The 23,782-nt window shown below is 63.4% G+C and carries 19 protein-coding genes and 2 tRNA genes; 8 read left to right on the top strand and 13 right to left on the bottom strand.

Annotated elements, in window-relative coordinates; genetic code table 11:
- The first annotated feature begins 42 nt into the window (after nucleotides 1-42).
- Nucleotides 43-1,470, top strand: a complete 1,428-nt coding sequence (locus GLW01_RS02215; protein ID WP_151438933.1) for a 3-oxoacyl-ACP reductase — start codon at nucleotides 43-45, stop codon at nucleotides 1,468-1,470.
- Nucleotides 1,471-1,642: 172 nt separating this feature from the next.
- Here the strand turns inward: GLW01_RS02215 and GLW01_RS02210 are convergent.
- The 4 genes from GLW01_RS02210 to GLW01_RS02195 form a co-directional block, all read right to left on the bottom strand.
- Nucleotides 1,643-1,719 (bottom strand) — tRNA-Val (locus tag GLW01_RS02210).
- A 6-nt stretch (nucleotides 1,720-1,725) separates the two neighbouring features.
- A tRNA-Asp gene (locus GLW01_RS02205) sits at nucleotides 1,726-1,802 on the bottom strand.
- An 89-nt stretch (nucleotides 1,803-1,891) separates the two neighbouring features.
- Complete coding sequence (locus GLW01_RS02200) at nucleotides 1,892-2,149, bottom strand: hypothetical protein (protein ID WP_160897996.1); 258 nt, start codon at nucleotides 2,147-2,149, stop codon at nucleotides 1,892-1,894.
- Between the two features lies 1 nt (nucleotide 2,150).
- Nucleotides 2,151-2,978 (bottom strand): hypothetical protein, encoded by an 828-nt coding sequence (locus tag GLW01_RS02195; protein ID WP_160897995.1) that lies wholly within the window; start codon nucleotides 2,976-2,978, stop codon nucleotides 2,151-2,153.
- Nucleotides 2,979-3,142: 164 nt separating this feature from the next.
- Here GLW01_RS02195 and purE point away from each other — a divergent pair, with 164 nt between their 5' ends.
- The 5 genes from purE to GLW01_RS02170 all read left to right on the top strand — a co-directional run bounded on the left by purE (nucleotide 3,143) and on the right by GLW01_RS02170 (nucleotide 9,715).
- Complete coding sequence (gene purE / locus GLW01_RS02190; RefSeq protein ID WP_151438908.1) at nucleotides 3,143-3,637, top strand: 5-(carboxyamino)imidazole ribonucleotide mutase; 495 nt, start codon at nucleotides 3,143-3,145, stop codon at nucleotides 3,635-3,637.
- A gap of 27 nt (nucleotides 3,638-3,664) precedes the next feature.
- A complete protein-coding gene (locus GLW01_RS02185) occupies nucleotides 3,665-4,771 on the top strand; it encodes a 5-(carboxyamino)imidazole ribonucleotide synthase (protein WP_160897994.1) in 1,107 nt (368 codons plus the stop codon).
- A 107-nt stretch (nucleotides 4,772-4,878) separates the two neighbouring features.
- Complete coding sequence (locus GLW01_RS02180) at nucleotides 4,879-6,927, top strand: putative bifunctional diguanylate cyclase/phosphodiesterase (RefSeq protein WP_160897993.1); 2,049 nt, start codon at nucleotides 4,879-4,881, stop codon at nucleotides 6,925-6,927.
- Nucleotides 6,928-7,094: 167 nt separating this feature from the next.
- Complete coding sequence (locus GLW01_RS02175) at nucleotides 7,095-8,021, top strand: hypothetical protein (RefSeq protein ID WP_160897992.1); 927 nt, start codon at nucleotides 7,095-7,097, stop codon at nucleotides 8,019-8,021.
- Nucleotides 8,018-9,715 (top strand): S8 family peptidase, encoded by a 1,698-nt coding sequence (locus GLW01_RS02170; protein WP_160897991.1) that lies wholly within the window; start codon nucleotides 8,018-8,020, stop codon nucleotides 9,713-9,715. Before GLW01_RS02175 ends, GLW01_RS02170 begins: the two co-directional genes overlap by 4 nt.
- Nucleotides 9,716-9,730: 15 nt before the next feature.
- On the opposite strand, the gene gspD is transcribed toward GLW01_RS02170, so the two are convergent.
- From gspD to GLW01_RS02140, 6 genes are all read right to left on the bottom strand, one after another.
- Nucleotides 9,731-11,722 carry a type II secretion system secretin GspD gene (gene gspD / locus GLW01_RS02165; protein WP_237416451.1) on the bottom strand — a complete coding sequence of 664 codons (1,992 nt, stop codon included), beginning with the start codon at nucleotides 11,720-11,722 and terminating at the stop codon, nucleotides 9,731-9,733.
- A gap of 48 nt (nucleotides 11,723-11,770) precedes the next feature.
- On the bottom strand, nucleotides 11,771-12,583 hold the full coding sequence (locus tag GLW01_RS02160) for a type II secretion system protein N (protein ID WP_160897990.1): 813 nt from the start codon (nucleotides 12,581-12,583) through the stop codon (nucleotides 11,771-11,773).
- A complete protein-coding gene (gene gspN, locus GLW01_RS02155) occupies nucleotides 12,580-13,299 on the bottom strand; it encodes a type II secretion system protein N (protein WP_160897989.1) in 720 nt (239 codons plus the stop codon). The genes GLW01_RS02160 and gspN overlap by 4 nt, the downstream gene beginning before the upstream one ends.
- 221 nt (nucleotides 13,300-13,520) lie before the next feature.
- A complete protein-coding gene (gene groL, locus GLW01_RS02150) occupies nucleotides 13,521-15,170 on the bottom strand; it encodes a chaperonin GroEL (protein ID WP_151438901.1) in 1,650 nt (549 codons plus the stop codon).
- Nucleotides 15,171-15,225: 55 nt separating this feature from the next.
- Nucleotides 15,226-15,516, bottom strand: a complete 291-nt coding sequence (gene groES, locus GLW01_RS02145) for a co-chaperone GroES (RefSeq protein ID WP_095618210.1) — start codon at nucleotides 15,514-15,516, stop codon at nucleotides 15,226-15,228.
- Between the two features lie 127 nt (nucleotides 15,517-15,643).
- Complete coding sequence (locus GLW01_RS02140; protein WP_151438900.1) at nucleotides 15,644-16,147, bottom strand: FxsA family protein; 504 nt, start codon at nucleotides 16,145-16,147, stop codon at nucleotides 15,644-15,646.
- Nucleotides 16,148-16,227: 80 nt separating this feature from the next.
- Between GLW01_RS02140 and GLW01_RS02135 the strand changes: the two genes are divergently transcribed.
- Together GLW01_RS02135 and GLW01_RS02130 are read left to right on the top strand one after the other, a co-directional pair.
- Nucleotides 16,228-17,583, top strand: a complete 1,356-nt coding sequence (locus GLW01_RS02135; protein WP_160897988.1) for an AmpG family muropeptide MFS transporter — start codon at nucleotides 16,228-16,230, stop codon at nucleotides 17,581-17,583.
- Nucleotides 17,584-17,741: 158 nt separating this feature from the next.
- The gene (locus GLW01_RS02130; RefSeq protein ID WP_151438898.1) at nucleotides 17,742-18,722 is read left to right on the top strand and encodes a GGDEF domain-containing response regulator; all 981 of its coding nucleotides are present in this window, start codon (nucleotides 17,742-17,744) and stop codon (nucleotides 18,720-18,722) included.
- A 238-nt stretch (nucleotides 18,723-18,960) separates the two neighbouring features.
- Here GLW01_RS02130 and GLW01_RS02125 read toward each other — a convergent pair whose 3' ends face one another.
- From GLW01_RS02125 to GLW01_RS02115, 3 genes are read right to left on the bottom strand one after another with little or no spacing between them, the layout of a single operon-like run.
- Nucleotides 18,961-20,520: an FGGY-family carbohydrate kinase gene (locus tag GLW01_RS02125; protein ID WP_160897987.1), complete on the bottom strand. Its 1,560-nt coding sequence runs from the start codon at nucleotides 20,518-20,520 to the stop codon at nucleotides 18,961-18,963.
- Nucleotides 20,517-22,115, bottom strand: coding sequence for a glycerol-3-phosphate dehydrogenase/oxidase (locus GLW01_RS02120; protein ID WP_160897986.1), 1,599 nt, complete (start codon nucleotides 22,113-22,115; stop codon nucleotides 20,517-20,519). The genes GLW01_RS02125 and GLW01_RS02120 overlap by 4 nt, the downstream gene beginning before the upstream one ends.
- The gene (locus tag GLW01_RS02115) at nucleotides 22,112-23,728 is read right to left on the bottom strand and encodes an FAD-binding oxidoreductase (protein ID WP_160897985.1); all 1,617 of its coding nucleotides are present in this window, start codon (nucleotides 23,726-23,728) and stop codon (nucleotides 22,112-22,114) included. Before GLW01_RS02115 ends, GLW01_RS02120 begins: the two co-directional genes overlap by 4 nt.
- Nucleotides 23,729-23,782: the final 54 nt, after the last annotated feature.

Genomic DNA, 23,782 nt, shown 5'->3' with positions numbered 1-23,782 from the left:
AATCTGAAAATGTTCCATTCCGACTGACCAGGGGATACTGCTATGTCCGATCTCTACCTCAAATTCGTGAATACATCTGTCGGGAAACAGGCCGCATCCTCGCTCGGCCTTCCCGCCCCCATTGAGCTGGAACGCTGGAAGCGCCAGGACCAGTCGTTCATCGAGGGCAAGGTGCTGGTGGGCGCCGGCCCCAGGCCGCGGGCTCTTTCCGCACTGGGTGAAACCCTGCGCGGCAGTCCGGCCACACTCTATTCTCCCGAAGGGCCCGCCACGCTGGGTGAATCCTCGGCACTGGTGGAAAGCGGCGTTGCCAAGACGCTGACCATGGAGGACGAGGCCATCGCCGAACACAAGTTCAAGGCACTGGTCTTCGACGCCACCGGCATCCGCGACACCAGCGAACTGCGTTGCCTGTATGACTTCTTCCACCCCACCATCCGCCAGATCGCCAGGTGCGGGAGGGTGCTGATCGTGGGCACGGATCCGGCCTCCTGCAAGAACCCGGCGCGCGCGGCGGCACACAAGGCGCTGGAGGGCTTTGTGCGATCGGTGGCCAAGGAGATCGGCAAGAAAGGGGCCACTGCCCAGCTGCTATGGGTGGCCCCCAATGCCGAGAACCAGATCGAGTCCTCGGTGCGCTTTTTCCTCTCGCCCAAGTCCGCCTACGTGGACGGTCAACCAGTGCGCATCGGCAAGGGCAGCGGCACCAAGGGCCGCACCGCCGTAAATACCAATGCCCCCCTGACTGGCAAGGTGGCACTGGTCACTGGAGCCAGCCGCGGCATCGGCGAGGCGATTGCCCGCACCCTGGCCCGGGACGGCGCGCGCGTGGTCTGCCTGGACATTCCCGCCACCATGGAGGACCTCAATCGTGTGGCCGAGGACATCGGCGGTTCACCGCTGGCGGCGGACATCACCGAGGACAATGGCCCGCGCCTGATCGCGGATCACCTGGAGGACGAGTTCGGCGGCATCGATATTGTCGTTCACAACGCCGGCGTCACCCGCGACAAAACCCTTGCCCGCATGCCGGAGCACTTCTGGGATATGGCCATCGCCGTGAACCTTACGGCGGAGGAACGGATTGACGAGGAACTGATGGAGCGGGACCTGGTGCGCGAGAACGGCCGCATTGTCTGCGTCTCCTCCATTGCCGGGTTCGCGGGCAACTTCGGCCAGACCAACTATGCCGCCTCCAAATCCGGGGTCATCGGCTATGTGGAGAGCATGGCGCGGCAGCTGAAGAACGGCATCACCATCAACGCGGTGGCGCCCGGCTTCATTGAAACCCAGATGACCGCCGCCATGCCGGTGACCATCCGCGAGGCCGGCCGGCGCATGAACAGCCTTTCCCAGGGCGGCCTGCCGGTGGATGTGGCGGAAACCATCGCCTGGTACTGCAATCCGCTCTCGCGCGGCATCAACGGCAACGTGGTGCGTGTGTGCGGGCAAAGCCTGGTCGGCAAATAAGCCAGATCACCTACCCCATACCGTAGGAGCCTGCCTCGCAAGCGATCAGACCTATCGCGAGCGGGGCTCGCTCCTACACAGGCACACTGGTGCCCCATAGAACTCAGGCGCAATCGTAAGGCGCTTCAGGCGAAGTATGAACGGGAAAAAAAGAAAATAGAGGGGAAAGAAATGGTGGGTGGTGCTGGGATCGAACCAGCGACCCTCGGCTTGTAAGGCCGATGCTCTCCCTAACTGAGCTAACCACCCAAAAGATGGCGGAGCGGACGGGACTCGAACCCGCGACCTCCGGCGTGACAGGCCGGCATTCTAACCATCTGAACTACCGCTCCGAAACCGCTCTGCAGGGCTTTCCCTGCCGAACGAGATGCGCATTTTAAGCATTTCACTGGAGCTGTCAAACCCCTTTCCGCGATTTTTTTCAGGAATCCCCGGAATCACGGCCGTCACCGCCCTCGATCACTTCCAGCGAGGGGCCACGTTGCCGACGTTCATTCATCAGCGCTTCCACGTGCTCCCGGCGGGATCTGGGCACAGCCCGCTTTGCGAGGACACGATTGAGCGCGTCCAGACGGCGGGTTACCAGACCGGTGAGCGAGTCCAGCTGTTCGCTCTGCCAAACTCCCCAGCGATCCAGCCGGCGACGCAGATGGTCTCCGGCATTCTGTTTACGTGGCATCTCAGGAGCCTCCTGCACTCTGGCGATCCGCCAGCCGATCCACGCGCTCCTGCAGCCGCACAAAGCGCTGGGTCAGCTGGGCACGCGAACTGTCGATCGAATCCACCACGGACTCCAGTTCCGTCAGCTGCTCCTTCAGGGCACTGACCTCGCCGCTTCCGGAAACTTTCTCTTCCAGTCCGGCCACGCTGCTTTCCAGCCCATCCAGTCGGGCCCGCAGTTCCTCCAGCGCCAACCTGCGGCCCTGTTGCAGCGACTGAATACGGCTGTCCAGGTCATCACGTACGCCCTGAACCTGCTCTTCCACAGAGGCACGCAGCTCCCCGGCATCCGGCATGCCCTCGATGGACCCCGCCAGCTCATCAAGCCGACCCGCCTGGCTCTGCTGCCCGGCCCCCAGCTCCTCCACACGGGATTCGAGCGTGCCTGTCTGTTCCTCCAGCTTCTCGATGCGGGGCCGGTTGGTCTGGTGAGCCACGACCCAGAGCTTGCGCATCTCGTCGTCAAGCATCTCGAGCTGCTCGGAGATGGCCTGACCGGTCTCCTCGCGCTCCTCATCCACCACCCCGAGCTCCATCTGGTTGGTCCGGACATCGCTTTTCACCGTTGCCAGCCGGCTCTCAAGAGCGGCGATCCGCTGCGCCTGTTCCCATGCCAGCCAGCCCCCAGCACCTGCGCAGACCACAACGAGCACGAGCAGCAGCCATAACGGGCGCATTCCAGGAGGCCCGGAACCACCACCGGTCTCCCCGGATCCGCCGCCTTTTCCGGAAGCGCCTCCATTTCCACGCTCAGCCAGTTGATCCTCGTCCGGTCTCAGTGACTCCATGCTGCTCTCCCAGCGTCTACAGGTGCTGCCTTTGATCGGGTTCAAGGCATGGTACCCCCGGTACGGCACTGCGCAAAGCCCGGGCACTGGTTAGCATTTGCACTGCCCCGCCTGCGGGCATAGAATATCGCGCTTTCCCGCTGGACAGTGATGTGGAGTCACCCATGGCGCAACAGGCTCAGGTCGGACTCATCATGGGCTCAAAATCGGACTGGCCGACCATGGAACACGCGGCCACCGTAATGGACGAACTTGGCGTTGCCTATGAACGCCGTGTCGTGTCAGCCCACCGCACCCCGGACCTGCTCAGTGACTACGCCCGCGAGGCACGCGACCGGGGCCTGCAGGTGATCATCGCCGGAGCTGGCGGCGCGGCGCACCTGCCCGGCATGGTCGCGGCCCACACCACCCTCCCGGTGCTGGGTGTTCCCGTTGAGTCACGTGCGCTGAGCGGCCTGGACTCCCTGTACTCCATTGTGCAGATGCCTGGCGGTGTACCCGTGGGCACCCTCGCCATCGGCAAGGCTGGGGCCCGCAATGCCGGACTCATGGCCGCACAGATCCTGTCCCTCTCCGATGCGGGCGTGGCGCAGGCACTTCAGGCCTTCCGCGAGAAGCAGACGCAGGATGTGCTCAACAGCCCCGATCCGGCGGACTGAACCAAGACGAACACGGCAGGAGGCACGATGAGAATCGGCATTCTCGGCGCGGGCCAGCTTGGCCGCATGCTGACACTGGATGGCATGCGCCTGGGGCATGAATTCAGCCTCTATGACCCGGCGGGCAAAGCCTCTGCGGGCGTCGGCACCATCTACAACGACCCCGACGGCCAACACCTCGGAACCTTTCTCAACGAAACAGACGTGGTGACCTACGAATTCGAGCACCTGCCGCTCGAGCTGGTGAACCGCATCGCCACGGAAAAGCCCGTCCATCCAGTTCCCAGGGCCCTGCAGTGCTGCCAGAACCGCACCCTTGAGAAGGCCCTCTTCCGGGATCTGGGCATCAGCACAGCACCTTTCGAGGTAGTGGCGTCAGCGGAGGAACTGCAGGCGGCAACACAGCGCCTGGGTGGCCGTGTTGTGGCCAAGTCCGCCACCGAGGGGTACGACGGCAAGGGACAGGCGGTGCTCGATAGCCCGGAACAGGCCCCGCAGGCCTGGCCCCGCATCGGCTGTGACACGGCCATTGCCGAATCCTTTGTTGCCTTCAGGCGGGAGCTGTCCATTGTGGCTGCTCGCGGCCAGGACGGCGAAATGGCCTTCTATCCACTGGCCGAGAATATCCACCACCAGGGCATCCTGCGCTTCTCCATTGCACCGGCACCGCACGTCACCCCGGATCTGGAGGACCAGGCCCAGCGCATGATCCGCACACTGATGAACGAGTTGGGCTATGTGGGCGTGCTGGCGCTGGAAATGTTTGAAACGGAGGAAGGCCTGGTTGCCAACGAGATGGCCCCTCGCGTGCACAACTCCGGTCACTGGAGCCAGAACGGCGCAGTTACCAGCCAGTTCGAGAACCACATCCGTGCCGTCTCGGGGCTGCCCCTGGGCGAAACGGCAGCCTTACAGCCCACCTGCATGATCAACCTGATCGGCGAAAAAGGACCGGTGGCGGAGATCCTCAGGCTGCCCTACACCCACCTGCACCTCTATGGAAAAGCCGGGCGGTCAGGGCGTAAGGTGGGCCACATCAACATCCTTGCGGATTCCCTGGAAGAGCTGCGCTGGCGCGCCATGAACACCGCAAGCCTGCTGCCGGAATGCCCGGAGTTCGACTGGCGACCCTGATGGGTGGCCTGCTCCCTGCGCTGATTTTCAGCTTTTCACACAGACCTGCTACGCTTGTCCAGAGCCGGGGTTTCCCGGAGGGAGTGACAAGGAATCCGGACTGATCCATGAGGACACTTTTCCAGCCCGAACGCCGTCTCGGCTACCGTATCCTGCGCTGGGTACTGATCACGGCGTTCACTGTCGGCCTGATGATCGGCAGCATCCAGATCTTCATCGATTTCCGCACCGTTTCCCACGAGCTCGATGAGCGCGCCCAGCAGACGCTCGCCCTGGTGCGGGAGGCAGCGACCCAGGCCGTCTACAGCATCGATGAGGACCTTGCGGAACAGGTGATTGACGGGCTGTTCGAACAGCAGTCCATACGCGGCGGCGAGATCGTCCATCCCGATGGCATGCCCCTGGCCCGGGCTGACCGCTCGCTCACGGACAGCCCCTACCGCTCCCTTACTGACGCCATCTTCGGACAACAGCGCACCTACCGGGTGGATCTGGTTCGCACCCAGGGGGACGAGAAGGTCAAGTACGGCCAGCTGATCATCGAGGTGGACACCGCCCCGCAGGCCACACTCTGGCTGGAGCGCGCCTCTCTCATACTGCTTTCCGGCATCGCCCGCGCCCTGATCCTCGGCCTGGTGCTCTACGTGGTCTACCATCTCCTGGTGACACGCCCGCTGTTCCGCATTGCCGAGGATCTCTCGAATGTGGATCCCGCCGACCCCGGCCAGCACCTTCTCCAGACCCCCAAGGGCCACGACCGCGACGAGCTCGACACCTGGGTCAAGGCCACCAACGAGCTTCTCACCGCCATCTCCGAGACCCAGCAGAAACACCAGGATGCCCAGGACCGCATCACCCGCCTGTCACGCTATGATTCGCTCACAGGCCTCCCCAACCGGGACATGTTCCTGAGTCTGCTCAACGGTGCCCTGGAGAACGCACGCCGCCAGCGTGGCATGGTGGCGATCTTCTGCCTCGGACTGGACGACTTCAAGACACTCAACGAGCAGTACGGCTTCTCCAGCGGTGACCAGCTGCTGCAGGTGATCGCTGAAAGGATCACGAACAACAGCCAGGACAACCTGGTCAACGGCGGGCGACTCGGTGCGGACCAGTTCGCGGTCATCCAGGGCGGCATCCGGGAGACCTACCAGGCAGCCGCCATGGCCGAGTGGCTGCTGCACGAGCTCAGTCGCCCGGTCACTGTCAGCGGCAAGGAAATCAGCATCACGGCAACCATCGGTGTGGCCATCTATCCGGACGATGCCCTGCAGTCCGACCGTCTCCTGCAGAAAGCGGAACAGTCCATGACCCTTGCCAAATCCGAGGGCCGCAACCGGTTCCAGTTCTATGTAGCCAGCGTCGATCAGGCCATCCGTGAGCGCAAGCACCTGGAGCGGGACCTGGACATGGCCCTGGCCCAGCGCCAGTTCCATCTGGTGTACCAGCCCCAGGTGGATATGGACACCCATCGCGTTCTGGGCGCCGAAGCCCTGTTGCGCTGGCAGCACCCCGAGCGGGGCTTCATTCCGCCGGATGAGTTCATTCCGCTGGCGGAACTCAATCTGTCCATCATTGAGATCGGTTACTGGGTCCTGGATGAGGCCTGCCGTCAGGCCCGGGAATGGATGGATCAGGGTCTGGCCCTGCGGATGTCGGTCAATCTCTCGCCCGTGCAGCTGCGCCAGAACAACATCGTGGACGTGATTCTCGGCGTCCTGCGCCAGCACGACCTGCCCCCCTCCCGCCTGGAACTGGAGGTCACAGAAACCAGTTTCATGCAGAACCTCGATGATGCCATCGGCAAGCTCTCGCGTCTCAGGGACGAAGGCATCCGCGTGGCAGTGGACGACTTCGGCACCGGCTATTCCTCGCTGACCTACCTCAAGCGGCTGCCGGTACACCACCTGAAAATCGACAAACAGTTCATCCGGGATCTCCTCGCCAATGAGGAGGATACCCAGATCGCCAACACCATCATTGATCTTGGCCGGAGTCTCAGCCTGGATGTGATCGCCGAGGGCGTGGAGACCGAGGAACAGAGCGTCTACCTGGTGAACCGCGGCTGCGTCATGGCCCAGGGCTACTACTTCAGCAAGCCGGTGGATGTGGAGCAGTTCCAGGCCTTCATCGATACATTCGAAACGAGGCCGTAACACCAGAGCCGCACCTGAAACCACCTGTTACAACCGGTTGCACTCAGGGGTGATCCACCCCGGTTGCGTTACACCGGTGTAACCCCGGCCAAACAGTCGGTTACCCCTGCCTTAACGCTCTCTGAGTATTGTCATCGCTGAACTCATAATGAGAACGGCGTCACAAAATGCTCAGAGCTCCAACCGCTTTCCTCCGCCTGACCGCAACCCCCCTCAAGCACATCACACTGGCTGCCTCACTCCTGCTGGCCGGGTGTATCGGCGGCGGTTCCTCCAGCGGCGACGCCAGTGATACCGGCTCAACAGCCGCCTGCGGCAAGACCGAGACCCGTAACCTGCTGGTGAACGAGAACACCACCTACCGGGACAACCTGTCACTGTGTTTCTCGGCGGAAGAAGCCAGCCTGGAAGCTGACGGCCAGCTGAGTGAACTGCACTGGGAGGGCAACACCCTGGCATTCCGGAGCAGCCATGTGGACCGCCCGAGGCGCACTCAGGTCCGTATTCTGGACCCTCACGGATCCACGCAGCTGCGGATCAATGTGGTCGTGGAGAACCGGTCCGGGCGCGCCGACGAAATCCGGGCTGACCACCTCGTCGATGAAAGCGCCTCCATTCTGGCCTTGAGCGAGGATCGGCAGGCCTACGCCTACATGCTGGAAGTTGCCTACCTCGAAGGCCAGATCGACTGGTCGGAGCGACAGTCGATGCTGGCGGATTGGACACCGGAGACTGCATCCGCCCATGGCACACTGGCCGAAAAGATCAAAAAGGTTGAGCGCGTTCTCGAGGATTACCGCAATGGTCGAGCGGGAGAATACGAGCTCTCACAGGCAGCGGATCTCGCCGCCAGCTACCTCGGCGCGCACGGGCAGTATGCTGCGGACAAACTGATGGCACTGGCCCGGGACCAGCGGATTGATGTTGCTGTTCCGGACATCAGTACGGGTGAGCTGGCGTACCGTGCCGGGGTCGAACAGGTTTCCCGGCACGTCGGCAACCCGATGTATGGAGAGCTTGTTCAGCAGCAGTGGCAGTTTGACCGCCGCTACCGCTTTCTGAACGACGTTGACATAGTGGAGACACGTTCATGACATTCAGGACTGGCCTCCTGCTCCTGGGGTTTCTGGCATCCATTACCACATCGGTCAGTGCCAGCGCGCAGACCCCGGACGGAAACGAGGGCAGCCAGAATGACATCACGGCCGCGGAGTCGCAGGCCCGCGGTGTCGTATCCCTGGTGGTCCGGCGCGAGCCGGGCGTGGGGTCGGTCGCGGACCGTGTGGGAGCAGTGATCACCGCCACCTGGCAGAACACGGAAGTGATCGAGGTTCCCGCCTCCCAGGCGGAGGCCGTGGAAGCGCTTCTCCAGCTCATTCCCGGCATTGAATCCGTGGAACGCGATGCGGTAGTCAGCACACCGGACCCGGAAGCAGCAGAGGCCCCGGACTCCTCCGGGCCAGTGACTGGACAGAGCAGTACCACCAGTGCCTCCACGGGGCCCAATGACCCCCGCACCCGGGATCAGCTCTGGTGGCGCAGTGTGACGGACTACGCGGGCGCTTCCAGTGTGGAAACCGCATGGGCCCGCGCTGAAACCAATGAACGCCTCCGTGTTGTCGTCATCGACGGGGGCTTCGCCAACCATGAGGACTTCAGCTGGCGCAACGGCATCAGCCTCGTGGATGACGGACGGGGCGTCTTCTCCTACGACGCGGACAGTTGCGACACCTACCATGGCCAGAGCGTGGCCAGTATCATCGGGGCCAGGACGGACAACGGCACCGGCATGGCCGGCATGCTCGAGGCGGATATCCACCCGGCCCGGGTGCTCGCCTGTGACAGCTCCGGCCATCTCTACAACGTGGCCCGCGCTATCCGGTGGGCGGCTGGTGAGGATGTAGGCGCCGGTCGCACACTGCCGGAACCCGCGGACATCGTGAACCTCTCGCTGAGTGCCGAGACCACCTGCACAAGCAACCTGCAGGCGGCCATCGACACCGCCAACCAGGCGGGGGCTCTGGTGGTGGCCTCCGCCGGCAACAGCCGCAGTGACGCCTCTGGCTATGCCCCCGCAAGCTGTCGTGGCGTGGTGACCGTGGGCGCTGTCACACGCGACGGCGACCAGACCAGCTTCTCGAATTACGGCTCCGCCCTGACGGTCAGCGCTCTGGGGCAGCAGGTGCGGGTCCAGGGACCGGAAGACGGCCACCGCTGGATGAGCGGGACCTCGTTCTCAGCCCCCATTGTCAGTGGCATCCTCGGTCTCATTGCCCAGGATATCCCGGAACTTGAAAGGGATACCCTGCTGGACCTCCTGTCGGACGCAGTAACCCCACTGACCTCCTCCAGCAACCCCATGGGCGCGGGTATCCTCAACGCAGCCCGCCTGCAGGAGGAAGTGGTAGGCCTGCTGGGCCGGGACGAGCCCTCACTGCACCATGCCATGTCGGTACGGACGGACGGCGACGGGGACTCCCCCTTCTGGAGCCATGTGGACGAAAAACGGCTCTGCAGCCTGTATGAATTCGACGCCAACGAACGGGCGGAGACGGGCGTGGACTACTACTCGATCTTCCGTGTACCCCAGGGCGAGGCGCTGACCATGGACAATGCAGAGCACGTCCAGAGCGGCGAATCCGTGCGCTTCGTTCTCAGCAATCCCGAAACCGCTGGTTACGAGTTCGGCCTCCAGTTCTGCAGCAATGAGAACGGCGAGAACTGTCGCAGCAGCGAACTGATCCCGCTCCAGACGGCCCGCCTGCAGGCGCCCGCCCGCTGCCGCTGATGGCGACAGCGGTTTTCATTCGACCGGCGGCAGCGGGTTGCCCTCGAACATTTCCTCCATCTCGGGCCGCTCAGGCTGTTCGCCTTCCGTCTTTTCCCCGTTCATGCCCAGGTTCACTTCCCACAGGCGCTTGAACTGGGTACGCGCCACCTCATCAGCCTCGCCCTCCTCACGGAGGATGGTGGGCCTGAGGAACACAATCAGGTTGCGCTTCTGGCGGGTTTTGGTCTCACTGCGGAACAGGGCCCCAAGCAGTGGAATATCCCCCAGCAGCGGCACCTTGCTCTGGGAAACCCGGTAGTCCTCATTGATCAGACCACCCAGAACGATGGTCTCCTCATCATCAGCCAGCACCGTGGTCTTGATCTCACGCTTTTCGGTGATCAGGTCAGCAGCGCTTTCCAGTGACTGGCCGATATCCTCGGTGGTCTGCTCCACCGCCAGCTTCACCACATCATCCGCACTGATGCTGGGTTTGACGTTAAGGGTCAGACCAATGTCCTTGCGCTCAATGGTGGTGAAGGGATTGGTGAGCCCATCGCCGGTGCTGGTGGACTGGCCAGTACGGAAAGGCACGTTCTGCCCCACGATGATCTCGGATTCCTCGTTATCCAGGGTGATGATCGAGGGCGTGGACAGCAGATTGGCCTTGCTGGACGTGGACAGGGCCTGGATCAGCACCCCCCAGGTGAGGCCATTCGAGTCACGTTCCCCGGCGCCAATGGTAAGGCCGGAACCCAGGCCAAGGCTCGAGCCATTCTCGCCGCTACCGATCGAGCCACCGAGAATCTGGGCCAGGACCGTATTGAGGCTCACCCCCACATTCTCGAAGTTGGTACCGGCCACGGGCGCGGTCGAATCGCCGGATTCATCCCCGGTTGCCCACTGGACGCCAAGATCCTGGCCAGCCTCATTGCTGATCTCAACGATGGCGGCCTCGATCAGCACCTGGGCACGGCGTACGTCCAGCTGGTCAACGATGAACTCGATCTCACTCATCATCTGCGGTTCGGCGCGCACCACCAGCGCATTGAGCCCCTTATCCGCATAGACGGACACATCGCTCTCACCGCTACTACCCTGGTTACCCCCGTCGCCTTCGGTGATATCGCCCATAAGCCCGCTCAGCATCTCGCTGAGCTTGGTGGCATCCGCATGGCTGAGCCGGATGACTTTGGTGGTGCCGCGGCTGGTGCTGGGCGTGTCCAGTTTCTCCACCAGCTCCCGCACCTTCTCACGGAAGGCACTGGTGCCACGCAGAATGAGGCGGTTGCTGCGTTCGTCAGCAACCACGCTGGCGGAACGGTCGTCGTCACTGCCGCCACGGCCACTGAGCTGATCCGGGCCGAGTTCCTCCAGAAGCTCCACCATGTCACCGACATAGGCCTCTTCCAGCTGAACCACTTCCACCTCGGAATCCGTGGGCTTGTCGAGATCGTCAATCAGGCGCTGCATGCGCTGGATATTGGCCTTGTGGTCACTGATGATCAGCGCGTTGGCGGCGGATACCCCGGCCAGATGCCCGTAACTGGCCACCATGGGCCTGAGGATGGGCACCAGCTGCATGGCGCTGACGTTCTCCACATGGATGACACGGGTCATCAGCTGCTCGGAAGGCACATCCATGAAGCGGGTGATGTCCTCGGCCGTCTGCTTGGCGTCACTCTGCTGGATCACCTTGATCGCATCCTCACCGGGAATGGCGGTGAACCCGTGCACATGCAGTACCGAGAGGAAGAGGTCATACACCTCATTCTTGTTCATCGGGGTTTCCGAGACCACGGTCACCTTGCCCTTGACGCGCGGATCAACCACGAAGCTGTAACCGGTAATGTCCGAGACCTGGTCCACCAGGGCGCGGATATCGGCATCCTTGAGGTTGACCGTCCAGGTTTCGGAGTTCCCGGCTTCAGCCACCTCCTGGTTCCCGGCCCCATTATCGTCCTGGGCCATGAGAGGCATGGAAGCCAGCAGTGCCAGCGCAAATGCGAAAAACAGTCGTTGCATGCGGATCATTGGATAACCAGTGCCCGTTGTTGTTGTCTGGTTCGCCGGTTATGGAACCGGAACCGTGAATGAAAAGCGCGTGCCCCCACGCTTAATCTCAAGGTCAAGCCGATCCGAGTTCATCCAGCGTTCCAGATTGGCCCGGTCGGCCTCGATGTCGCCCAGCTGCTGCCCGTTAACGGAAATGATCACATCACCGGGCTGCAGGTTCATGTCTGAAAGCTTTTCGTTGGTGCCGTCATACACATAACCGGGACCGTCCTCATTGGGCCGGAAACCCGCCCTGGCGATTGCCTCTTCAGGATCCTCTTCCAGCGCCTCGACGGCCCGCTCAACCCCGGCTCGGCTATCTTCCGTTCTTTCCCCGGCAGCCGCAACCCCGCCAAGTGTGAGCCCGTCGTCATCAAAGCCCAGCGATTCCACCTCACCGTTACGCTGCAGCAGAATCCGGTTCGGCTCCACAGCCACCAGTTCCGCGCCACCAGGCAGCTCATCACCGACCGCGTAACGCTCGGCAGCGCCATCCCGCCCGGAAAGGATAGCACTGGAGCCTTTCCCGCGGGTGGCCAGAAAGACGCCGTGAAGCGTCAGTGTAAGCCCTGTCTCCGGTGCGGTTTCCCGCTCCACCCGGGACACGCTGCTTTGCTCGCCGGAGGCGGCTCGGCCGAAAAGCGCAATGTCCCTGAGCGGCATACTGCTGCCCGCTCCCCGCTGGGGGTCATCCTGCGTAAGCGCGAGCTCCACCGGGTCTGATGGCGCCGGCCAGATCACACGCCAGGTCCACTGCCCGCCTTTCCAGCCCAGCTGGACTACCAGGACAACCAGCAGCAGATGCGCAAGACGGACCGGCCAGCGGTTCATGGCGCCACCTGCTGACTCACACGGAAGACCACATCGCCCGGCGCCGCATCCGGCGCGAAGTCCAGCCCCAGGAAATCAATCCAGCGCTTGTAGAGCTCAACCTCGGCGCGACCACTGGCATCCACCACCAGGCGCACCGCCGGGTCCGACGTGCCCTGTTCCATCAGGACCAGCTCCGGCTGGCCATTGTTGCTGGTAAGGTGCCCCTCAATCGGCGGCATGCGCGACTGGCGGGGTTGACCGCCCATGGGCCAGGTCACGCTGCCTCCCGGCCACTGGCCCTTCCCCTGGAAGCTCCCGAAACCCTGTTCCGGACCCCAGACGCCGAAGAAGCTCTCCAGCGTCATGACACCGGGAATGCGCAGGGGCTGGATGCCCAGGTCGTGGGCCGTGATCTCCTCCAGGTCCACCCGGGCGCGGCGCAGCAGCATCCGCACGCGGCCATCCAGCATGGCGGTCACACTGCCCTCCGCGTCAGAGCCGGGTGAATGAAGCCGCCATTCCAGCGGCACGAACCCGTGAATGAGGGACCCCGGCTGCAGCTGCCAGCTCAGGCGCAGGGGCAAGCCCTGCACGCGCAGCCAGGCATCACCGGACCAGACGGTCCCGCCCACCTGCTGCACCTCAACAACATCAGGAACGGGAACCTCTCGCGCCACCTGGGCCCAGACCCAACCTGCCGGCAGATACACCACCAGCGCGACCAGCCATGTCATGACGAAAAGAAGGACCAGAAGAAACAACCGCAGCGGCCCGACGCGAAAGCGGGGGTGCTCAGCGCCGGCGGATGACTCTGTATTCTGGAGGGACGATCTGCGCATCCTTACGACAACCACTGCGATGGAGGCGCCGACAGGATAACCATAAAAAACCCCCGAGGCGAACCGCCACGGGGGTTTTCATGGAGCCGGTCACACCGGCGATGGGAAGGGGGCGTTTACATCATGCCGCCCATGCCTCCCATGCCGCCCATGTCCGGCATACCACCGCCGGCACCGCCGCCATCGTTCTCTTCCGGCTGGTCGGCGATCATGCACTCGGTGGTGATCATCAGGCCGGCTACGGATGCCGCCGCCTGCAGTGCGGAGCGGGTTACCTTGGCCGGGTCGATGATGCCCGCTTCGAGCATGTCGGTGTACTCACCGGTAGCGGCGTTGTACCCGTAGTTGCCCTTGCCTTCGAGCACCTTGTCGACCACCACGGCCGGCTCATCACCGGAGTTGTAGGCGATCTGCTTGAGCGGTGCTTCCATGGCACGACGCAGCAGGTTGATGCCCATCTGGCGCTCTTCGTTGTCGCCCTTGAGGCCTTCAATCGCCTGCAGCGCACGGACCAGGGTCACGCCACCACCGGCCACGATGCCCTCTTCAACAGCGGCACGGGTCGAGTGCAGCGCGTCCTCAACGCGGGCTTTCTTCTCCTTCATCTCAACTTCGGAGCCAGCGCCCACCTTGATCACGGCAACACCACCGGCCAGCTTGGCAAGGCGCTCCTGGAGCTTCTCCTTGTCGTAGTCGGAGGTGCTTTCCTCGATCTGCTTCTTGATCTGGCCAGTACGGGCTTCAATGTCCTGCTGCTGGCCGTTGCCGTTGATGACGGTGCTGTCTTCCTTGCTGATGTTGACGCGCTTGGCGCTGCCCAGGTCATCCAGGGAGACATTCTCGAGGGTCAGGCCGACTTCCTCGGAGATCACGGTACCGCCGGTAAGAACGGCAATGTCCTGCATCATCTCCTTGCGACGGTCGCCGAAGCCAGGCGCCTTCACAGCTGCGACCTTGACGATGCCGCGCATGTTGTTGACCACCAGGGTCGCCAGCGCTTCGCTTTCAACGTCCTCGGCGATGATCAGCAGCGGCTTGCCGGACTTGGAAACGGCTTCCAGCGTCGGCAGCAGGTCGCGCACGTTGGAGATCTTCTTGTCCACGAGCAGGATGTAGGGGTCGTCCAGCTCGACGGTCATGCTCTCGTTGTTGTTGATGAAGTAGGGCGAGAGGTAGCCACGGTCGAACTGCATGCCCTCGACCACTTCCAGCTCGTCCTCAAGGCCACGACCTTCCTCAACAGTGATGACGCCTTCCTGACCGACCTTGTCCATCGCATCCGCGATCAGCGCGCCGACGGTCTCGTCGCTGTTGGCGGAGATGGTGCCCACCTGGGCGATGGTCTTGGAGTCGTTGCAGGGCGTGGAGAGCTTGCGGATCTCTTCAACGGCCGACTGGCATGCCTTGTCGATGCCGCGCTTGAGGTCCATGGGGTTCATGCCCGCGGTTACTGCCTTCACACCCTCGCGCACGATGGCCTGGGCCAGAACGGTTGCGGTGGTTGTACCGTCGCCGGCGTTGTCATTGGTCTGGGAAGCGACTTCCTTGACCATCTGAGCGCCCATGTTCTCGAACTTGTCCTCAAGCTCGATTTCCTTGGCAACGCTCACGCCGTCCTTGGTGACATTCGGAGCACCGAAGGACTTTTCCATCACCACGTTCCGGCCCTTGGGACCGAGAGTGACCTTGACCGCGTCAGCCAGCGTATTGACGCCCGTTACCATCTGCTTGCGGGCGTGATCGGAGAACTTGATCTCTTTCGCCATAGTCTTCTGTTCCTGTTGCTTGACTGTTGAATCTCGTCAGGTGCCCGGGGCTGCTTCAGCCCTCCAGCACACCGTAGATGTCGTTCTCGCTCATGATCAGCAGTTCCTCGCCGTCGACCTTGACGGTGTTACCGGCGAACTGCCCGAACACAACCTGATCACCGGCTTTCACCGCCGGCTTGCGTACTTCGCCGTTATCCAGGGTCTTGCCCTCGCCTACGGCCAGAACCTCACCCTGGGAGGGCTTCTCCTGGGCATTGCCGGGCAGCACGATGCCACCGGCGGTCTTCTCTTCTTCTTCCTTGCGACGCACGACTACGCGATCGTGTAACGGACGGATTTTCATTGCTGCTTGTCTCCAGTTTCGGTTCGTCGGTTAAGCAATGAGTTGAGATTACCCAAAGCACATTGGCCTTGTGCTGCCCTAAGTTGGGCATGCACTGCCTTTTTTCAATCCCCACCCGGAAAATTTTTCAGTGCCGGTCCAGGCGCTCGGGATCGTCCTCATCCCGGCGCTGCTGTTCAAACTCGCCCTCGATGATGATGTTGCCGTCGGCATCCCGGCGCGGCCCGCGCTCCCGGTACGAATGGTATTCGTAATGCCCGCCCATGGACGCGCCCCCGTTGAACACCATACGATTCATCACGTAACTGCTCAGCCAGCGCCGTGTGAAGGGGATCAGGCAGGCAAAGCCCACGGCGTCCGTGATGAACCCCGGGGTCAACAGCAGGGCGCCCCCGATGGCCAGCAGCAGCCCTTCCGCCATCTCGCGCGCCGGCAGCTCACCGCTGGCCATGCGCTGGTTGGCACGGAGCAGGGTCGCGGCGCCCTGCTGGCGCAGCATGGCGGCACCAATGACGGCGGTCAGCAGCACCAGGCCAACCGTCGGAAGGGCACCAATCATGCCCCCGACTTCAATGAGGACCACCATCTCGATGATGGGAACGATAATGAAGGCAATCAGAAAAACGGGCATGCGGTCTCCGCGACTTGGTCGTTGTATGCATCACCATCGGGGCGAAGCAGCTGGACTTCAACCATACAGAAGCGTAATCCATGACTGAGTCCTCGCCACAGGAGACGCTGTACCCCGGCTGGCGGGTCTATCTGAACCCACGCGTCATCGGCATGCTGTTCCTTGGGTTCTCCGCCGGCCTGCCCCTGCTGCTGGTAGGCGGTACCTTTACTGCCTGGCTGCGGGACCTGGGCATTGAGCTGGCCGCCATCGGCTTCCTCAGCTGGGTCGGCATGGCCCATTCCATCAAGGTGCTCTGGGCCCCGCTGGTGGACCGGCTGCCTCTGCCCGGTCTGAGCCGACTGCTCGGGCGCCGGCGTGCCTGGATGCTGGCCGCGCAGATCGCGGTTGCGGTAAGCCTGCTGGGAATGGCCCTGACTGACCCGCGCGAACAGCTCTGGCTGGTCGCGGTCTGGGCGGTTGTCGCAGCTTTCGGGTCCGCGACCCAGGATGTCGCCATCGATGCCTACCGCGTGGAAGCCGCACCGGATACCCACCAGGCCGCCATGGCCGCCACCTACGTTACCGGCTACCGCGTCGCGATCCTGGCCGCCGGCGCCGGCGCCCTGCACGTGGCCGCCGTGGGCAGCTGGTCGCTGTCCTATGGCGTGATGGCCGCACTCATGGCTGTGGGGATGGTCACTACCCTGATCAGCCGTGAGCCCGTCGCCGAAGTGGATCGTGTTGCGCCGGAATCGGAAGAGCGGGTCATCCAGTACCTGGCGGACACCCAGCATACCGGCCTGCGCCAACGCATCACCGCCTGGTTCATCGGCGCGGTGGTCTGCCCCTTCACGGACTTCTTTCAGCGCTATGGCAGAGCGGCCATCGTCATCCTGCTGTTTGTGGCCACCTTCCGGATCAGTGACATATTCATGGGCGTCATGGCCAACCCCTTCTATCTGGACCTGGGATTCACCAAGGAACAGATCGCCAATATCGCTGCCGCCTTCGGGCTGGCGATGACCCTGGTCGGCGCCGCCGTGGGCGGGCTCATGACCGCGCGCTTCGGCATTGCCCGCATGCTGATCGGAACCGCCTTCATGGCCCCGGCAACCAACCTGACCTTCGCCTGGCTGGCCGGCCTGGGGCCGGAAACCATCGGGCTTGTCGCCGCCATCGTGGCGGACAACGTCACAGGCGGCCTGTCCATCTCGGTTTTCATCGCCTACCTTTCCAGCCTCACCAACACCCGCTATACCGCCACCCAGTACGCGCTTTTCAGCTCCCTGATGACACTGCCGGGCCAGTTCCTGGGAGGCTTTACCGGCGTCGTGGCCGAGAATGTGGGCTGGATCGGCTTTTTCCTGATTACGGCCGGTCTGGGCATCCCCGCCATTCTGCTGGCCGTTGCCCTGCTCTGGCTCGCCCACCCGGATCGCCCCACCACCCCGTAGGAGCGGCCATGGCCGCTCCTACGTGCGATGCAGCTCACACCCTCGCCATCCCTCAAAAACGTTTTGCATTGTCGCCGGTACCCGCCGGTCTTTGGCGTCTATAATGGGCCGGAAACGCATCACTTCTGACCACAACGGATAACAACAACGGACTTCGAATGAACCCCGAACTGCCCATCCTTGTCGTGGACGATGCCCGTTTCAGCAGCGCCGTCGTCAGCCGCACCCTCAAGCAGGCCGGTTACACCAACCTCCAGGTGGTCAATACCGCAGCGGATGCCCTCGAGACCCTCGACCGCGACCCCATCAGCATTCTTATCGCGGACTGGCTGATGCCGGAGATGGACGGGCTCGAACTGACGGACCGGGTCCGCCAGCAGGATGAGCAGACCAACCACTACACCTACATCATCCTGCTGACCGGCAAGGAAAGCGTCGAAGCCCTGAGCAAGGCGTTCGACCGCGGTGTGGACGACTTCATCTACAAATCCGACATGACCAAACAGCTCCTGCCCCGGGTCTTCGCGGCGGACAGACTGGCGGAACGCCACAACACCCTGCTCCATACCAATCAACTGCTGATGGAAGAAAACCGGCAGCTTGAAGCCCACAACGTGGTCGACCCGGAGACAGGACTGGGGAATGCCCGCTACGCCCGTCAGCGCCTGCAGCAGGCACTCGACTACACCGAGTCGCGCGGCGGTGCCGTGGGCTATGTCCTCATCGGCATCCGCCACTGGGGACGCCACTGCCGGGAACAGCCCGCCCCGGTGCAGAACGAACTCCTGGAGACACTTGCCCGGCGCATGACCGGGCTGATCCGGCCACTGGATGCCCTGTGCCGGATCGGGCATGATCGCTACGCGGTCATCGCACACTTTCCGGACGCGGATCACTGCCGACCAGCCGCCTTCCGCCGCCTGCATGACGGCATCAACCACAAGGCGCTCAAGACCAGCCGTGGCTTCATTTCCGTGGAAGCCGACGCAACGCTCTGCATTGCCAGTGAAAGGGAAGTGACGCCCACGGCCGATGCAATGGAAGCCGCTGTGGAGGAGGGGCTCAGCAACGCCCGCCAGTCACGGACGCTCACACGGGCCCAGGCAGCAGCCCCCAGGAGCAAGCCGGAGACCGGTTAGTACTGTGACCGTGTTCACATTCCGTTACGCGCGCTCACCGTCATTCAACAGACGCCGGTCCTCCTCCAACGCATACTGAACACGTGGATTTGAGCAGTATCCCCCGGGGCGGAAGAGACAGCAGTACTTTCGCCGGCAACCGGGCACTGCAACAGGATCCCAGGGATTATGAATTTTTCAGGCTTTTCATTCTTCCCTTACGACTTCTTCTTCAGGCGGACCCTTGGTCCGCCTTTTTTTATTCGGGATACCCGGTAATCGCTCGGATCCGGTGATACAGCGGTGACAGCCGCGAATACATCCGCTGATACACCTCCCGGTACAACCGATCGTAGAGCGCCTGACGCTCCGGGTCCGGATCGAAGCGCTCCCCAAGCCGGGTCATGGCTGCCACTGCCGAATCGTAATCCGCGTACCAGCCCAGCCCGACGGCCGCGTTGATCGCTGCCCCCAGCCCTGACGTTTCATAGGTATGTGGCCGCTCCGCGGGCAGACCGAAGATATCCGCCGTCAGCTGCAGGGCCTCATCGCTCTGGGACCCTCCCCCCGCCACACGCAGGCACTGCACCGGCACACGGTTGCGTCGCTCAAGCCGCTCCTTGCCCTCACGCAGCGCATAGGCCAGCCCCTCCAGGATGGCCCTGTAGATATGGGCACGGGTATGCACATCCCCGAAGCCGATGATCGCCCCCTTGGCCTCTGGCCCCGGCTGGCGCACCCCCGGTGACCAGTACGGTTGCAGCATCAGGCCCATGGAACCGGGCGGCACCTCACGCACCAGTTCATCGAAGAGGGCTTCCGGGGCAATGCCCCGTTCCTCGGCAATCGCCTGTTCCCGCTGCCCGAACTGGCGTTTGAACCAGCTCACCATCCAGAAGCCCCGGTAGATCATCACCTCGCCGGAATAACGCCCCGGCACCGCTGAAGGGTAAGGTGGCAGGAAGCGGGTGGGCTCCACGTAGCGGTCGTTGGTGGTATTGATGGTGGCCGTGGTGCCATAGCTCATACAGGCGGTTTCCGGTGAGAGGCCACCACATCCCAGTATTTCACACGCCTTGTCCGAGGCAGCAGCCAGTACGGGAACGCCAGAGGGCAACCCAAGATGCTTTGCAGCCTCCGGAGTGAGGCCACCCATGCGCTCCCCAGGCCGAACCAGTTCCGGCAGCATGCTGCGCTTCACTGCCATCAGCTGCCATTTGAGGTCATTCGGTCGGCACCAGTCATGGCGCTTGTAGTCGAACGGCAGGTAGCCCACCTGGCTACCGGTGGAATCCACGAAGCGCCCGGTCAGCCGCCAGTTGAGATAACCGGAGAGCAGCAGGTAACGGCTGGTCCGGGCCCAGACATCCGGCTGGTTGTAAGCGATCCAATTGGCCTGTGTCTGCTCCCCCAGCTTCTGGATGGTCCCGGAAAGGCCCAGCAGCCTGAGCACCACACGCCAGAAAGGCGGCACCCGCACAGGCCCGGGGGCACGGCGCTGGTCCAGCCAGACAATCGCCGGGCGCAGGGGCATGCCACTGGCATCCAGGTTCACCACCGTGCCGCGCTGGGTTGTCAGGGCCACGCCCGCAACGGCTTCCGGCGACGCGGCCGTGTTTTCCCAGAGCTGGGCGCAGGCCCGGCCAATACTCTGCCAGTAGTAGTCCGGATCCTGCTCCGCCCAGCCCGGCTCCGGAGAGCGGTAGGGTTCGATCCCGTCCTGCCCCTTGCCCACCAGCTCGCCCCGGCCATTGAACAGCAGTGCCCGCGTGCTCTGGGTGCCGTTGTCGATGGCAAGGATGAGCGGCTCAACACTCATGCCCCGGACTCCGGCGGCAGGTGGTAGCTGGCGCGCCAGAGCTCGCGATAGCGTGTGCATTCCTGCTGCCAGCGAGCATCATCCCATCCCAGCGGCGCCTGGCAGTGCTCACGCAGAACCTCCAGCCAGGGCGCACCGCCCTCCGGCAGCAACAGCCCCAGCCGGGTCCGGCGCAGCAACAGGTCATCCAGATGACCGATCCGCTCATTCCGGCAGCTCCACACCAGTTCCGCCAGCAGCGTATCCGTATGACCAATGGGCATCAGCGGGCCGGCTTCCAGGACCTCTTCCACCCTACTGCCGTAATGGCCACACAGACGCTGCCACTGCCAGGCTGTGAGGGCATTGGGCCGGGCCATTGCCGGAGCCGGCGAGAAGACCTGCTCATCCAGGTCACGGCGAATGCCGTTGTCGGTACGCACATGGTCCAGCACCTCCAGCGCGATCAAACGAAATGTGGTCAGCTTGCCACCGGCAACACTGATAACCCCCTGGTCGTTCCAGATGACGTGTTCCCGTTTCTCTTTCGAGGGTTTCTTCTTCCGGCCCCCGCTGTCGGACACCACCGGCCGCACACCGGACCAGGTGCTGATCAGATCCGTCTCGCCCAGATGTGCATCCGGGAAGGCGTCGTGCACGGCTTCCAGCAGATACGCCATTTCCGCCCGGCTGAGCACCGCCTCTTTCTGGAGATTCTGGTCATGATCCAGATCCGTCGTACCGACCACGGTCACCCCTTCCCAGGGATAGACGAACATGGGGCGGTGATCCCGGGGATGGATGAGTGACAGGCTCACCGAGACCGGCAGCTTCCAGAACGGGAAAACCAGGTGACTGCCACGCAGGGGGCGGATGCGCTGGTCGCCACCGAGCTGGCTGCGCAGGCGATCCGTCCAGGCACCGGTGGCGTGGACGATGTGGCGTGCGCGCAGGTCATAACCTCTGTCAGCCAGCTCGTCATGGACGGTCACGCGCCCTTCACCGCCGTCAGACGGTGGTGTCACGGCCTCAGCCCGCACGTAGTTGACCGCCCGGCCCCCGGCGTTCGTGGCCTCCTGCAGGATGCGCAGCACCAGGCGGGCGTCATCAGTCACCGCGTCCGAAAAACGGGTACCACCGCGCAGGCCCTCACGGCGCAGCCCCGGCACCCAGCGCAGAACGGACTCGCCCGGAAAGAAGCGGCGGGTCCGGCGCTGCGCCAGGAAGTCGTAAACCCTGAGCAGCAGACCGAACAGACCCGGCCCGGGGAACTGGCGATTGAAGTGCGGCATGATGTAGTAGAGGTTATCCACCAGCCCCGGCGCCTCGTTCATCATACGCTCGCGCTCATGCACCGCATCCCGGGTCAGGCGGTAATCCCCGCTGGCCAGGTAGCGCAACCCCCCATGCACCATCTTGGAGGAACGGCTGGAAGTTCCCCAGGCGAAGTCCCGCTGCTCCACCAGCAGGACCCTGTAGCCTTCCCGGGCGGCCTCGCGCAGGATGCCCGCGCCCGTTATGCCACCACCAATGATCACCATGTCCCAGGGGTCTTCCCCACCGAGCAGGGCTGCTGTGTCACGGCGTTCCTCGTGGATACTGCTCGCTTCCGTCATGCCCGCTCCTCCGGCTCATGCTGCAACAATACGCCCGGGGCCAGACGCTGGTCCGGGTCCATGTAGCGGCTCATGGCGTGCAGCATGCCGATGGTGACCGGCCCTTTCTCAGTGGGCAGGTAGGGCGCATGATCCTTACCGACCCCGTGCTGGTGGCTGATGGTTCCCCGATTGTTGACGATGGTTTGCGAGGCAGCCTGCTTCAGCCGGGCCCAGCGCTCATGGGTGACCTCGTAGCTGCCCGCGCACCGGAACACATAAGTGGTGTAGATGCTGCAGCCCTGGCCGTAGACGTGGGACAGATGGGTGAACACATGCACCGGTTCGCCCTCGGACTGAAGGCCGTGGCGCAGCGTGGTCTCGATGCGCTCCATCAGGGTATCCACGTTGTCCCAGTCCGTGGCCGTTTCCAGAGTATCCACGACATAACCCTGCTCCCACAGCGTCTCGCGCAGGTAGGGCATGGTGAAGCGCTTCTGTTCCCACTTCCTGCCCAGGTAGGTGCCGGTGTAGAGACCGTCATTGCCGCGGCTGATCCGTTTCAGTTCGCGCAGCCCGGTTCGGCACTGGGCCTTTGTCCCCGTCAGACCGACCGTCATCATGCATTTCCCTTCAGCCGCGCCACGCCAGCCCAGATAGCGTTCCAGCATCCCGATCATTGTCGGGTGACCCGCCAGGGCCAGCTGGGTCTCCGTCTCCACGGCGTTACTCAGGCGCAGCATGGAAAGCGGCGTGCGGTTCTGCACCAGCTGGCGGGCACACAGACGTGCGCGCTCCCAGTCCGGGAAGAAAAGCACATGAAAGGACTCATGCTCCGCCACCGGCGTGACACGGACCTTCACTTCAGTGATGGCACCGAAGCGCCCTTCCGAGCCCAGCACCATCTCACGGGGGTCCGGGCCGGCGGCGGAGGCGGGGAAGGTTGGAACCTCCCAGGCGCCCTGGAAGGTCTCCATACGGCCGCCCGCGAAAAGCTGTTCAATGCGGCCGTAGCGCAGGGACTGCTGGCCACTGGAGCGGCTGGCGACCCAACCGCCAATGGTGGACAGTTCAAAGGACTGGGGGAAATGGCCGAGGGTGTAGCCATGGGCCAGGAGCTGGGATTCCACCAGCGGGCCCGGCGTACCGGCACCAAAGGTGGCGATCTGGCTCTCGGCGTCCAGATCCATCAGACGGTTCATGCGCTCCAGCGAGAGTGTGAGAATGGGCCTGCCGGAATCCTCCGGGTTGATATGCCCGGCCACACTGGTACCGCCACCGTAGGGAATCACCACAAGATCCCGTTCCCGGGCCCATTGCAGAAGCTCCGCTACCTCCTCACTGTGCTCGGGCAACGCTACTGCGTCCGGAAAGAGCCCGAAATCGCCGCTGCGCATGGCCAGCCAGTCCGCCAGGCTCTGCCCCCGGGCATGCCGCACCCTGGTCTCTGGATCCGTATGGACCCCTGTATGTTCTTCCGGGATACGGGATGCCGGCACGCGCGCGCACACCTGTTCAAGGGTCGCCTCAGGCAGTGGGGAGGCAGCGCCCAGGCGGGCTTTCAGAAAATCCTGCCCCGCAGCCGGCAGGGGCAGATGGAAGCTGGCGTCACCCCAGCCGTTCCAGCGTCGCATGTGATGGTTCTCCACTCAGGCTCTTCAGTTGCAGCCCGTGATACACCATACCCT

The organism is Vreelandella halophila (assembly GCF_009856365.1).
GTDB lineage: Bacteria > Pseudomonadota > Gammaproteobacteria > Pseudomonadales > Oleiphilaceae > Halospina > Halospina utahensis_B.
Note: the sequence above shows the minus strand (reverse complement) of the source record. Positions and strands in the feature narration are given on the sequence as shown.